We start from the raw sequence: 14,214 nt of genomic DNA, 5'->3' as shown, positions 1-14,214 counted from the left end.
TTACGCTTGTATAGCGTTCCTATTTTCACTATCTAGCCAATCAATCTTGCGCATTTTTCGAATGGTGACAAATTCATCGCGATTAGTGCCTATGGTGCCGTAATAATTAAAGCCGTAACTGTATTGCGCATAACCCCCAATCATGTGGGTTGGCTTTAATACAATACGGGTTACCGAGTTATGAATACCACCACGCAAACCCGTAATTTCGGAGCCAGGTGTATTTATTATTTTTTCTTGGGCGTGGTACATCATCACCATTCCAGGATTAACGCGTTGACTAACTACTGCGCGCGCAGCTATAGCGCCATTAGTGTTATAAAGTTCTACCCAATCGTTATCTACAATTCCTGCATCACCCGCATCATCTTCACTGAGCCATACCACTGGGCCCCCGCGGTTTAAGGTCAACATCATCAAGTTATCGCTATAAGTAGAATGGATTCCCCATTTTTGATGTGGCGTAATGAAATTCAGGACAATTTCTTTATTGCCATTAGGTTTAATCCCTTTAATGCCATTAATTGTTTTTAAATCAACTGGGGGTCTATACGACACTAAACCCTCCCCAAATGCCCGCATCCATTTGTGATCTTGATAAAACTGTTGCCGGCCACTTAAGGTTCGCCATGGAATATATTCATGCACGTTGGTGTATCCAGCGTTGTAAGAAACTTTTTCACTTTCTAGGCCTGACCATGTTGGTGAACTAATAATTTTTCTAGGTTGCGCTTGAATATCTCTAAAGCGAATTTTTTCATCTTCACGATGTAAGGCTAAATGCGCATGCTCAAGACCAGTTATTTTCGATAAGGCATTCCAGGCCTTTACAGCTACATGACCATTAGTTTCTGGGGCTAGCATTAATACTACTTCTGCTGCGTCTATATCAGTATTAATGTTAGCCATCCCCTTCATGGCTCCATCTTTAACACGTCCATTTAAATCACGTAGCTGCTCAACCTCATCTTTGGTGTCCCATGCAATACCTTTACCCCCATTCCCTACTTTATCCATTAGCGGCCCTAAAGCCGTGAACAGCTGATAAGTATTAGGATAATCTCGCTCGACTAGAGTAATTTGAGGTGCAGTTTTACCGGGAATAAGCTCGCATTCGCCTTTTTTCCAATCATGCACATCAAACGCTTGAGCAAGCTCGGCAGGCGTATCGTGCATTAATGGTGTTAATACAATATCCTTTTCTACGCCTAAATGACCAACACAAACTTCGGAAAATTTCTTAGCAAATCCTTTATAAATATCCCAATCACTTCGAGCTTCCCACGCTGGATCTACTGCGGTTGATAAAGGGTGAATAAAAGGGTGCATATCGCTGGTGTTTAAATCATTCTTTTCATACCAAGTTGCCGTAGGTAAAACAATGTCAGAATATAAGCAGGTTGTACTCATTCGAAAATCTAATGTAACCAATAAATCTAATTTTCCTTCGGGTGCTTGCTCATGCCAAGCTACCTCAGAAGGTCTAGCCTCATCGACACCCAAGTCTTTGCCCTGAACTCCATGAGACGTACCCAGTAAGTGCTTGAGAAAATATTCATGGCCTTTACCAGAAGACCCCAGTAAGTTTGAGCGCCAGACAAACATGTTTCGCGGCCAATTATTGGGATGATCAGGGTCCTCACAGCTCATTTTTAATGAGCCAGTCTGCAAATTCTTTACCACATATTCTTTGGGATCAATTCCTGCAGCGAGAGCATCTCTCGCAACATCTAATGGATTTGTTTTTAACTGTGGCGCTGAGGGTAACCAGCCCATTCTCTCAGCACGAACGTTGTAATCAATCATGCTGCCTTGATAGTCAGCTTTATTAGCTAAGGGTGAAAGAATTTCTTCCATCCCTAGCTTTTCATAACGCCATTGATCAGTATGTGCATAAAAAAAACTGGTTGAATTTTGTTGACGCGGAGGACGAATCCAATCTAAAGCAAAAGCCAAAGGAGTCCATCCTGTTTGCGGGCGCAACTTTTCTTGACCTACATAATGTGCCCATCCTCCGCCGCTTTGTCCTATACAGCCGCACATCATTAGCATATTTATAATGCCGCGATAATTCATATCGCAGTGATACCAGTGATTCATTGCGGCGCCAATAATCACCATTGACTTACCTTGCGTTTTTTCGGCGTTTTCAGCAAACTGGCGAGCAACGGCAATTACTTGCTCCTGTTTGACTCCAGTAATTAATTCTTGCCAGGCGGGCGTATAGGGCACATTGTCCTCGTATGATTTTGCGCATTCGCCGCCTAGGCCTCGATTAATTCCATAATTTCCGGCCAATAAATCAAAGACTGTGGCAACATAAACTTCTTTTTTATTATCTACTTCACCTAAGCTAATTTTTTTTGCAGGTATATTGCGAACCAATACATCGGTTTGTTTATTAACATCAAAGTGAGGCGTAACAATTCCACCAAAATAGGGAAATCCAACTGGCACAATCTCATGTAACAACTGATCTTCCATGAGAGACAGTTTTAATTTGATTTCTCGGTCATATTGCGCTTCTTTTGATTCTAAATTCCACTTGCCTAAATCTTTGCGCCCGTCGGGACCCCATCTAAAGCCAATCGATCCATTAGGCACTACTGGTTTACCACCGATATCAAATGCTACTGTTTTCCAATCAGCGCCATTGGTCTGCCCCAACTTGCCCTCAAAATCACTCGAACGAACATAACGGCCAGGGACAAGGATCGTCCTGCCATCCTCAATGACCTTTTCTTCTAGCATGACTAACATTGGCATATCGGTATAACGACGCACGTAATCGTCAAAATACGCAGTCCGTTTAATAAAATAAAACTCTTTAAGAATGACGTGCCCCATTGCCATAGCGATAGCAGCATCGGTGCCTTGCTTCGGATGCATCCAAATATCAGCTAACTTTGAAACTTCTGCGTAGTCTGGTGTGATGGCTACAGTTTTGGCGCCTTTGTATCGAACTTCGGTAAAAAAATGTGCGTCAGGTGTGCGCGTTTGCGGTACGTTTGATCCCCAAGCGATAATGAAAGTTGAGTTATACCAATCGGCTGACTCAGGAACATCAGTTTGCTCTCCCCACACCTGAGGGCTAGCAGGCGGTAAATCACAATACCAATCATAGAAGCTCATACAAACACCGCCAATTAGACTCAGGTATCTCGAGCCTGCGGCGTAACTTACCATTGACATTGCAGGGATGGGTGAAAAGCCAATAATACGATCTGGGCCATACTGCTTAATGGTGTAAATATTTGCTGCCACTATTATTTCATTTACTTCATCCCATGAGGCCCTTACAAATCCACCCATTCCACGTTGTGCCTGCCACTCCTTACGTTTTTCTTGGTTTTCTACTAAATTGGCCCACGCATCAACAGGACTTTTGGCAATTGATTTTGCTTCTCGCCATTGTTTAAGCAAGCGTCCTCGTATCATTGGATACTTCACTCGATTTGCGCTATACATGTACCAGCTATAACTAGCCCCCCGTGCGCACCCTCGTGGCTCATGATTGGGTAAATCAGGCCGAGTTCTTGGGTAATCTGTCTGTTGGGTTTCCCAAGTAACTATTCCACCCTTTACATAAATCTTCCACGAACAAGATCCAGTGCAATTAGTGCCATGGGTCGAACGTACAATCTTATCGTGCTGCCAGCGAGAACGATAGGCATCTTCCCAGGTGCGGTCTTCTGCAACTGTTTTACCGTGACCATTCGAAAATTTCTCAGAATCAGCAGTTAAAAATTTCAGGCGATCTAGAAAGTGGCTCATATTTATCCTTTAATGAATTCTTAACAAGGCATTGGGGCATTTTTACGGCTGTAATACCGCCAAGTGATCACAGTGCATGTAACATAAAAAACAATAAATGCATATAAAGCGGCCTCTGGACCGCCCGTTGCGGCGATTGATGAGCCATAACTTTTGGGTATAAAGAAACCACCATAAGCACCAACTGCGGAACTAAATCCCAGCACAGCTGCAGCCTCCTTATTAGCATCACGAATTGCCTGATCCTGTCCTGACTGTGTTTGGCTCGCTTCCCGTTGACGTTCAGTGAGAAAAATAACGGGAATCATACGAAAGGTAGAGCCATTACCAATACCGGAGGTAGCAAATAAAGTCATAAAAGCAATTAAAAAACCGAAGAAATTTCCACCTGTTCCATGGCTAGGTAAATAATTTAAAACAGCAAATACACCCCCACTCATGGCAATAAAATTCCAAAAAGTGACTCTGGCTCCCCCTAACTTGTCAGACAACCATCCGCCAATAGGTCTAGCTAGCGCACCAACTAAGGGGCCTAACCAGGCATAGCTCAAAGCATTTACCCCAGGAAATTGACTTTTAATAAGCAGGGGGAACCCGGCAGAATAGCCAATAAAAGATCCAAATGTGCCTAGATACAGCCAGCACATTAGCCAATTATGTTTACGTTTAAAAATTACTGCCTGATCTGCGAAAGATGCCTTTGCTTCAGCTAAATCATTCATGCCAAACCAAGCAGCAATAGATGCTGCAGCTATAAAAGGTAACCAAATAAATCCCGCATTTTGCAACCAAAGCAAAGAAGTATTGCCTGCCTTAATCACTGTTTGAGGTTCGCCACCAAATACTCCAAATATCCCTGTGGTAATGACCAACGGTACAACTAATTGCATAATTGATACACCCAAATTACCTAATCCAGCGTTTAATCCTAGGGCTGTCCCTTTTTGTGCCTTCGGATAAAAAAAGCTAATGTTTGCCATAGATGATGCAAAATTACCGCCTCCAAATCCACACAACAATGCGAGCAAGATAAATATTTCATATGGCGTAGCAGTATTTTGGACTGCCAAACCAATCCCAGTTGCTGGAATTAATAATGAAGCCGTAGAAATTGCCGTCCAACGACGACCGCCAAAAATAGGTACTGCAAAAGAATAAAAAATACGCAGGGTTGCACCACAAAGCGCAGGTAAAGAAGCGAGCCAAAATAATTGATTAGTGGAGAATTTAAAGCCCACGTTTGGTAAATTCACTACTACTACAGACCAAACCATCCAAACTGAAAATGCTAAGGTTAATGCCGGAATTGAAATTAATAAATTTCGTTTTGCTATAGCCTTACCGATTCCATCCCAAAATTGTTTATTTTCAGGATCCCAGCGGGTGATGACAGTAGAAGACATATAAGTCGCCTTTAATAGTAAATTATTGAATTGCAGATGGAATGGCCTTACCGCCCATTAGTTCAGAACGACGGACTTCAGTGAAATACATCCAAATGAGTGATACCCATACCACTCCATACATCAACATAAATGCACTCGACCGAATACCGGTGATATCTAACAATGCTCCAAATAAGATAGGCAATACAAAACCCCCTAGCCCCCCTGCTAAGCCAACAATTCCTGAAATGGTGCCAATATTATTTGGGTAGTCGTCGCCAATATATTTAAAGACACTCGCCTTGCCAAATGCCCAAGCAATTCCTAAAATAAACATCAGCGCAGTAAATAAATAAATATTTAAACCAATATGAAAGGTTTCTGGTCCATTAATTGTTTGAATGATGAATTCAGTTGGAGGATAGGAAAGCAAGAAAAGGCATATCCAACTAACCCACATTACCCACCAAGTTATTTGGTGGGCACCATACTTATCTGCAAACCATCCGCCAATTGCGCGTAAAACTCCACCTGGTAATGAAAAACATGCAGCCAATAGCGCTGCTGTACGTATTTCTAGGCCAAACTCGCCTACGTAATACTGAACCATCCATAAACTAAGGCCTACATAGCCGCCAAAAACAATGCTGTAATACTGGCAATAGCGCAATACTTTGGGATCTTTTAATGCCTTGAGTTGCTCTTTAAATGAGGTATTAGTACTCACTAGATGCGTGGAATCACTATAACTAATAAACCAAAATAATATGGCGGCACCAAGCATGACAGCCGCGTAAACTTGTGGCACAACTGACCAACCAAAAGCAACTACCAAAGCAGGTGCTAGAAATTTATTTACTGCCGCGCCAGAATTTCCAGCGCCAAAAACACCCATGGCAAAACCTTGGCGATTATTTGGGAACCATCTCGCTACATAGGGAGTGCCTACTGAGAAAGATCCACCAGCCAAACCGACAAATAGTCCGATCATTAAGAAATGCCAATATTGCGTTGCATATGACATCAGCCAGATTGGAATTACGCAAGCTAACATTAAAGAAAGCATGACTATTCTTCCCCCATAGCGATCAGTCCATATCCCTAAAGGCACACGAACCAAAGAACCCGTTAAGATCGGCATTGCAGTAAGAAGGCCAAATTGAGTAGAGCTTAAATTCAGTGTTTTCTTAATAGGAATGCCAATTACGCCAAACATCATCCAGACCATGAAGCACACCGTAAAGGCAAAGGTGCTAATAATTAGAACTGAATATGCTTTAGAATTTGTTTGAGTAATGGCACTCATGAAAATCTCCCTTTTCATGAGTCATTATCAAAACTAAATTGCTCTAGGAATATCCCCCAAAAGGATATTTAAGAATAGCAAAGGAACTAGACTTTTCATCTTTACTAGTCCTTTAGGGCTACTTCTAAGGGCAGAGCCTCTCGACGTTTGCAAATACGGCTACCTGCACTCGGGAGGAAAGATTTAATTTACGCAAGACATGCTGCACATGAATCTTAACAGTAGTATCAGCAATACCAAGTTCACGAGCAATTACTTTATTACTCGATCCCTTGGCAATTTGACAAACGATTTGCAACTCTCGAGGTGAAAGACTGGCAGCCAAGGCGCCACTAGTATTTTTATCTAAATTATTTTTTTTACTAAATTTAAATGCAGTAACTAATTTATGGGTCATTTCCTGACTAATAACAGACTCACCATTAAATGCTTTTCGTATTCCAATAAGTAAATCATCTTTTTCGCTCGTCTTTAGCAAATAGCCTTGGGCACCATTTTGTAAAGCCTGAATTAAATCAGCCTCATCTTCGCTCACTGTAAGCATAATGACCGTGACATCAGGAGCAGCGCGAAAAATATCCGGCAAAGATTGAATGCCGCTAGCACCAGGCAAGTGATTATCAAGCAAAACCACATCGGGATGCAAGGCCTCACAAATTCGCAAAGCTCCAACTGCATCACCTGCCTCACCAATTACATCGAAATCAGGAGCTTGAGCAAGTAAAGAAATTAACCCCCTTCTAAAAAGAGTATGGTCATCAACTACAAGTATGCTAATTTTTTCCAATTAATTATTATTTAATTAAGCACTCATTGAAGCCAAGTTAGGTAAACGTAAAAAAACCCTCGAGCCGCCATTTGGAGAAGAAGAAATAGTTACTTCGGCATTAATTTTACTGGCCCGTTCTCTCATGATACTCATCCCTACATGGGTACTATCCAATTTATCTAAATCAATTAAAAAACCAATACCATCATCTATAACTTCAAAAGACCAAATCGGATTTTGCCTTACCGTTAGGGTAACAGTTTCCGCTTTAGCATGCTTTCTAATGTTGGATAAAGCCTCTTGAATAATATGTAGCACTTGAATTTGCACATCAGGCGCCAAGGGTAATCCCTGACCATACATTTTAAGGTTTACTTGAATGCCAAATTGGTGCTCAAATTTTTGCAACGTAGTCTTAATAGCCGATTCAATATCTTCAACATTTGTTCTAGTTCTATAGTGCAATAAAAGTTCGCGCACATCACTATAACTTTCCCTCAAACCCTCATCTAGTTCATTCAAAATTGCTTTGACATTTGGCATTTGCAATGTTGATATTTCATCGCGTAATAGACTAGCTTGAATTTTTAAAAATGCTAATGATTGTGCAATCGAATCATGAAGCTCTCTAGCTAAGAGACTACGTTCATCAGAAATGGCAGCCTCCTTCTCTAAGGCCTTGATTCGAAGAGCTTCCATTGCCCCAGCCAAATGATTGGCCAGCGTTTCAAGTAAAGCATATTGCTCGTGATCAATAATGCATGATTCAGCATAAAATAAATCAATTTCCCCCAATAACTTTTGCTGAAAAAGTATAGGCACAGTAATAAGAGATTGAAAGCCTGCTTTAACGCAAAATCGATCCCTCTCCTCGTTCAGGTTAAATTTAATTACCTTAATATCTTGTATACCTGTAGAGTTTCCACAGTGGCATTCACCTGCATTCATGCACTGCTCACCAGCCAAAATTGAATCCGGTAAATTTGTTCCAGATAATAAAAAATAACGCTTATTAGCTTCATCGGTCCACCGAATAGCAATTGCTGCTGCATGACTAATTAATGACACACGATCAGCAAAACCTTTTGCCAGATTCTCTAAATTATTTTCACTCGAAACGAAAGAACTTAAATCATATATGGCAGCTAATCTTTCTTGGCGCTCTTGCAAGTGCATAGTTTTCTCGCGTACTTTTGCTTCCAGGCTTTCATATAGATCATTTAAATTTTCAGTCATGGCATTAAAACCTTTAGCCAAATCTCCAAATTCATCCTGGGCATCAATTTGTACATGGGTTTTTAATTTGCCTGACCTAACTTCATCAAACCCAATGCGTAACTTAGTTACAGGATCTAAAATAACAGAATAGCCAACATACATTATGACTAGAGTTGCCATCAAAGAAATGGCTAACATCCCAAATTGAAATAAATGCAATAGCCCAGTCCAGTAATCAACCTCTCCCTCGATCAGGCCTACAAAGCGATCAATGCTAAAGATAAAGCGATCAATATTCTGGACGGAAAGTACATTGGCCTGCTGTAAAGCAAGGCCATGTTTAATATCATTCCATTGTGCTTGAATATTTAAAAAAACTGCCGTATTTGCCTGATTCCAAGGTACGAATAAAGGCCTAGATGGGTCTCCCAACCTTAACACTTGCATGCTATCGTCAAATTTTTGCTCTAGTTGCGCCGCTAGCTTTGACTCATTTTCATTAATTAAGAGAGTTAGCTGATAAGTTTGCATTCGCATTCTACCTGCCTCATTTATTGCCGCTGCCCCACCTTCAAGCTTCCAAGTTACCCACAAAGTAAAGCTAATAGATATCATTGCTAGCACTAAGAGTGCTGTGCCAATAATGACTAATTTATGTTTGAGGGTAAATTCGTTTTGCATTTTTAATTATCTTATCCACAAGCTCCGATAAATCCACAATTAGTGCAATATTCACAGCCATCTTTTTTAATTAATGCGTGCGCCCCACATTCAGGGCATTTTTTTCCCCTCATCATTCCTGAAGTATTTAATTCAGCTGTCTCATTACTAATCTGAATATCAGTATGTGCATTAAATTGTGCAACACCACGCCTTATCAAAATGTTTTCAATGGCAAATGCAACTGCTGATACTTCAGAGTCATGCCACATTGGCACCTCGATACCATCATCTTTTTTCCTAGTTCCCAAGCGAACTGGTCCGCGATCCCATGCAACTTTACGCATATCTCCTAGCGCTCTTACTAGAAATCCACCGCGTGCAGCCAATGAAAGAAGGCGCATACTTGAAGTAATCCATTGTTGCGATTCACCACTTTGGCCTACTGGCATAAAAAATTCAATGGCTCGCTCTGATTGAACTTCTTCTCCATTAACAAACCCATGTACGTTTAAAAATGAAATAATTAAATATAGCGTTTTTTGACCATCTTGAGTCCAGTAATTAATTTTTTCAGCTACAGCTGGTAACTCGCCATTGGGTCGGCGATCAACTACTTTTTTTGATGGATTACCTCCCAAGTTAGATACACCTTGAGTTGTTATTGGTATCTCTTCTGGCTCAGTTTCATTCACATGCAAAACTGAACCTAAAATTGAATTTGGCCGGTAGGTTGCCAGGCCTTTTAAATTTGATTGCCACGCCTTCAAATATAAATTTACAAAGCTTGCGAACGGATAATCGGCAGGCACATTAACTGTTTTTGATATGGCTGTATCAATATAGGGCTGCACTACCTCCATCATGGCAATATGATCTTCCGCAGACATTGTTAAGGCGGTAATAAAGTAGTCTGGTAAAGCATTTATATCTCCCCCCATTTCTTTAAAAACTCGCCATGCATGATCTTCTACTGAGTACTCCCTGGTTGATCCATCAGCCTCTCTTTTTTTGCGCTGATAAGCCCAAGAAAATGGTGGCTCAATTCCATTGGAAGCATTATCAGCAAAAGCCAGACTGACTGTTCCAGTTGGGGCAATTGAAAGTAAGTGACTGTTCCGAATTCCAAATTTTCGAATCTCGGTTTTTAAATTGCTATCTAAACGGTTAGCAAAATTTGTTCCGCTCAAATACTGCTCAATATCTAAAGCAGGAAAAGCACCTTTTTCTTTTGCCAAATCGACTGAAGCTTGATATGCGGCGTCGCGTAAATGTTTTGCGATATTTGCCGCCTCAGATCTACCGGTGTTACTGTTATAAGCTAATTTAAGCATTATCAAGGCATCCCCAAGACCCGTAAAACCAACACCAATCCGACGTTTTGATTGGGCCTCAATAGCTTGTTCTTTTAGAGGCCAATAAGTTACGTCTAGTACGTTATCCAGCATTCTTACTTGAATTTTTACTGCCTCAATAAATCCAGGGTAATCAAACGATGCAGTTCCAGCAAATCCAAATGGATTAATAACGAAGCGAGGCAAAATTATTGGGCCTAAATCACAACATCCATATGGTGGTAAGGGTTGTTCGCCACATGGATTCGTAGCTTCAATAGATTCACAATAACTTAAATTATTATCACTATTAATATTATCTAAAAATAAAATCCCAGGTTCAGCAAAATCATATGCGGATTCCATCACCAGGTGCCAAATTTCTTTTGCCTTGATTGTTTGGTAAACCCAAAGCCCATCTGCACGTTGATGAAATTCTTTGGTAATATTTTTATCGCTTGGCTTAGCTTTATGAACTAAATCCCATAAACTGTCTCTTTCAACTGCGCGCATAAATTCATCAGAAACACCTACAGAAACATTAAAATTATTCCAGCGCCCAGGGGTTCGCTTAGCATTAATAAACTCAAAAATATCGGGATGATCTATTTTGAGAACTCCCATTTGTGCACCCCGCCGCGAGCCTGCACTTTCAACAGTAGAACAAGATTGATCAAATACATTGATATAACTACAAGGACCAGAAGCAAATGATGCAGTGCCTTTTACCTCGGCACCTTTTGGCCGAATGCGCGAAAAATCATAGCCAACTCCACCGCCACGACGCATAGTTTCTGCGGCTTGTTTTAATGCCTCATATATTCCTGGAAATCCATCTTCATCAAAATCCTGAATACAATCACCAACTGGCTGCACAAAACAATTAATTAAGGTTGATTGAATACCGGTTCCGCCAGCACTCATAATTCGACCAGCGCCGATTGCTCCCGCTAGCATATTTTTCAGAAAAAGGGCTTCTATTTTTTTTTGTAATGCTGGTAATTCAACAGCAGCCAAACCCATAGCTACCCTTTTAAAAATAGCCTCAGCATCCTCTTCGCCAGGCTTAAGGTATTTTTCCTTTAAAACATCAATACTAATTTGTTGCATAGTTATCTATCTTGGGCATTACTTCTAATAACAGCCAATTAAATAAATCAGCCACTGAACGAATTTGATCGCCGAAGGGTAATATTCCAGCCCCTCTAAAAAATAAGCCTTTTTGGGTATCTCCCATTAATGCACTCCCAAGAACTTTATCTATACAAAATTGTCCCCAAGCAGCATTACCGTCTCTTAAGCCGCAATCATGCAAACAATCAAATATCATTGTGCATCTTGGCTTTTTACGTGCCTTATTTTTTAACTTGGCCTCAGCTTTCATATAATTTTTTAACCAAGGCGTCATTACCGCACGTGCAGGTAAGCCGGCAACACTTAAAAACTCAACCAGCTCTTCAGGCTTTGACCCTGCCAATACTTTTTTAAATGCTTGATCTGCATCTCCCTCTATCGTTACCGCAAAGGCTGTGCCCAACTGAACGCCTGATACTCCCATGGACTGTAGTTTTTGAATGTCCTGTAAATTACTGATTCCACCTGCAGCAATTAAAGGAATTTGACCCTCTATCCCCATCGTTTTAAAAAAATTGATTACCTGAGGAATAACATGTTCAAAATCAAATTTAGGATTATTAATATCGGCAACTGAAGAGGCCCCCAGATGACCTCCAGCTAATTTAGGGTTTTCAATCACAATTGCATCTGGCAAGCGCCCTTTTTTCTCCCATTTTTTTACCAATATTTGCACACCTCTAGCCTCCGATAAGATTGGGATTAATGCTGTGGCTGGATAACCGGCGGCTAGATCTGGCAGGTCAAGCGGCAACCCCGCGCCAACCACAATCGCATCAACACCGCTCTCTAAAGCACAAGCAACATAAGCCTCATATTCATTAACAGCGCGCATAACATTAACTGCGATAAGTCCGAAACTACTCGAACCCTCTTGAGCCATCTTAATTTCTCTTTTCAAGGCCTCAAGGTTGGCTTGATTTATAGCCTTTTTACTTATTGCTGAAGGGAGAAGATGTTGGGTCAGATCCATTAAATCTGGATGTAAGCGGCGTAGATCAATTGAAGAAATGGTTCCCATGCCGCCTAATTTTGCAACTGCGCCAGCTAAGCGATGAGCTGAAACTCCAACACCCATACCACCCTGTACTATCGGTAAAATAGTTTTGCCTTTTATTGTCAAGCTTTTAAGCCCACTTGATGCAAGCAGATGATCAGATGATTGCGGTATTAAAGGATTCATTTAGCAGCTTTAATGAAGTCTGCAGAAAACATTATTGGAGAGTATTTATGCAAATACAGCAAAAAAGCCAAACACCAACAAGCACCCGATATTGCCAGTAAGGGATTAAATAAATAACTTGGTGCCAGATGAGCTATTAACCAAAAAGTAGCAGCACAAGGCACTAATAAGTAACATGCATGTTCGATCTTGCCAGCAACCAATGGTCTGCCAGTATGGCCAAGTGCTGTGCGCGTAATCATGCCAATAATTAAACCGCCAGTAGCCCCAATCCCAAATGCATGCAAGGCCGGATAGATCGAGACTAATTTAAGCGAGTAAATGCCTAATAAAGAAAAGCCAAGCACCAGCCAAGCATATGAGATATGTAATATCCACAAGATTGGTTTATTTTTAGTTTCAAGTGGTCGCCAGCCCCACAGTAAAATGGCATGTAGCGTAGCAGTTATAAAACATAAGGCAGCTGAAATAATATTTGGCGTAAAAAATGCAAGAGTTAAAAATGATATCGCGGTAAATAATAATGTTGCTTTGGCTAAAGTGGGATGACGAAATTGCTGAATTCCAGGAACCGCATTTGCAGTAAAGCTTGGTATTACTCTGCCGCCAATCATGACTTCAATCATGGTAATTAAATACAAGGCAGTAAAAAGTAAAGGGTTTGGATCGATTGATATATAACCTAAAGCCGCTAAATAAAAAAGTCCATTCAAGAAACCTAATACTAAAATGGTCAGCGGTAGAAAAAGATTTCTAAGCATTCGACGTTGATAAATTAACCGCCCAATTACAATTGCAATTACCGGAAGAAATGCGATATCAAAAATAGCAAAAAATGGGTTTAAAAGAGGGCCAATGCGACCTAAAAGCCACAAAAGAACTAGCAAAGCCAAAGAGAGGCCTGTGGGGGTTTCTAAACCAGTCCAGGCTCGAACGGCTGTTAAAGAAAAACCAGTAATGACAGTAGCGGCAAAGCCAAACAGCATTTCATGAGCATGCCATTGCATGCCCACAATTAATTGCTGCCTTCGTATGCCATATCCATTTAATTCTAAAAGCCACTCAAATAACGCTAACGCAGACCATAAAGCGGCAAATAAATAAAAAGGTCTAAACCCCAAGGAAAAAATTGGGGGCGTTCTGCTTCTCACCTTATATACTCCAATCAATTTTATAAATAGGCTTACTGCGCTGCAGCATCACAAGCAATGCCAGCATTCTCAACTTATTAATGGAGAAATGAAATAGCTCTATAGAACTATTCTTAAGTATAGGGTTTATACCCTATAAAAAAAGCGATCTTTTTGCGCTAGATCAAATAACTAGCTAGATTTATTACTCTTTTGTAATGGTAAAGCTAAAAATACTAAAGTAATTGAAATCCTTGGGCCAGCCAAACTACACTGAGTCTTTCTTCAGGTTTGCTACCTGAGTTACTTTGAAATCACTTA

Annotated in this window: 8 protein-coding genes; all 8 read right to left on the bottom strand. The window is 40.7% G+C overall.

The features are described 5' to 3' along the window. On the bottom strand, positions 1-3,774 hold the full coding sequence (locus LZG75_RS08365) for a nitrate reductase subunit alpha (RefSeq protein WP_233925348.1): 3,774 nt from the start codon (positions 3,772-3,774) through the stop codon (positions 1-3). A gap of 20 nt (positions 3,775-3,794) precedes the next feature. Further along, positions 3,795-5,177, bottom strand: coding sequence for a NarK family nitrate/nitrite MFS transporter (locus LZG75_RS08360; protein WP_233937227.1), 1,383 nt, complete (start codon positions 5,175-5,177; stop codon positions 3,795-3,797). A gap of 22 nt (positions 5,178-5,199) precedes the next feature. Then, the gene (locus tag LZG75_RS08355) at positions 5,200-6,465 is read right to left on the bottom strand and encodes a nitrate/nitrite transporter (protein ID WP_233925346.1); all 1,266 of its coding nucleotides are present in this window, start codon (positions 6,463-6,465) and stop codon (positions 5,200-5,202) included. 124 nt (positions 6,466-6,589) lie between these two features. Next, the gene (locus tag LZG75_RS08350) at positions 6,590-7,252 is read right to left on the bottom strand and encodes a response regulator (protein ID WP_233925345.1); all 663 of its coding nucleotides are present in this window, start codon (positions 7,250-7,252) and stop codon (positions 6,590-6,592) included. Between the two features lie 15 nt (positions 7,253-7,267). Then, positions 7,268-9,133: a type IV pili methyl-accepting chemotaxis transducer N-terminal domain-containing protein gene (locus LZG75_RS08345; RefSeq protein WP_233937226.1), complete on the bottom strand. Its 1,866-nt coding sequence runs from the start codon at positions 9,131-9,133 to the stop codon at positions 7,268-7,270. Positions 9,134-9,144: 11 nt separating this feature from the next. Continuing rightward, positions 9,145-11,556, bottom strand: a complete 2,412-nt coding sequence (locus LZG75_RS08340; protein WP_233937225.1) for an adenosylcobalamin-dependent ribonucleoside-diphosphate reductase — start codon at positions 11,554-11,556, stop codon at positions 9,145-9,147. Further along, positions 11,543-12,763: a nitronate monooxygenase family protein gene (locus LZG75_RS08335; protein ID WP_233937224.1), complete on the bottom strand. Its 1,221-nt coding sequence runs from the start codon at positions 12,761-12,763 to the stop codon at positions 11,543-11,545. Before LZG75_RS08335 ends, LZG75_RS08340 begins: the two co-directional genes overlap by 14 nt. Continuing rightward, positions 12,760-13,914, bottom strand: coding sequence for an NnrS family protein (locus LZG75_RS08330; protein WP_233937223.1), 1,155 nt, complete (start codon positions 13,912-13,914; stop codon positions 12,760-12,762). The genes LZG75_RS08335 and LZG75_RS08330 overlap by 4 nt, the downstream gene beginning before the upstream one ends. Positions 13,915-14,214 lie beyond the last annotated feature (300 nt).

Source organism: Polynucleobacter sp. IMCC30063 (assembly GCF_021395235.1).
GTDB lineage: Bacteria > Pseudomonadota > Gammaproteobacteria > Burkholderiales > Burkholderiaceae > Polynucleobacter.
This window is presented reverse-complemented; position numbering and strand designations above follow the sequence as displayed.

Coding starts and splice junctions, on each gene's coding strand:
- LZG75_RS08365 (WP_233925348.1), bottom strand. CDS start 3,774: ATGAGCCACTTTCTAGATCGCCTGAAATTTTTAACTGCTGATTCTGAG.
- LZG75_RS08360 (WP_233937227.1), bottom strand. CDS start 5,177: ATGTCTTCTACTGTCATCACCCGCTGGGATCCTGAAAATAAACAATTT.
- LZG75_RS08355 (WP_233925346.1), bottom strand. CDS start 6,465: ATGAGTGCCATTACTCAAACAAATTCTAAAGCATATTCAGTTCTAATT.
- LZG75_RS08345 (WP_233937226.1), bottom strand. CDS start 9,133: ATGCAAAACGAATTTACCCTCAAACATAAATTAGTCATTATTGGCACA.
- LZG75_RS08340 (WP_233937225.1), bottom strand. CDS start 11,556: ATGCAACAAATTAGTATTGATGTTTTAAAGGAAAAATACCTTAAGCCT.
- LZG75_RS08335 (WP_233937224.1), bottom strand. CDS start 12,763: ATGAATCCTTTAATACCGCAATCATCTGATCATCTGCTTGCATCAAGT.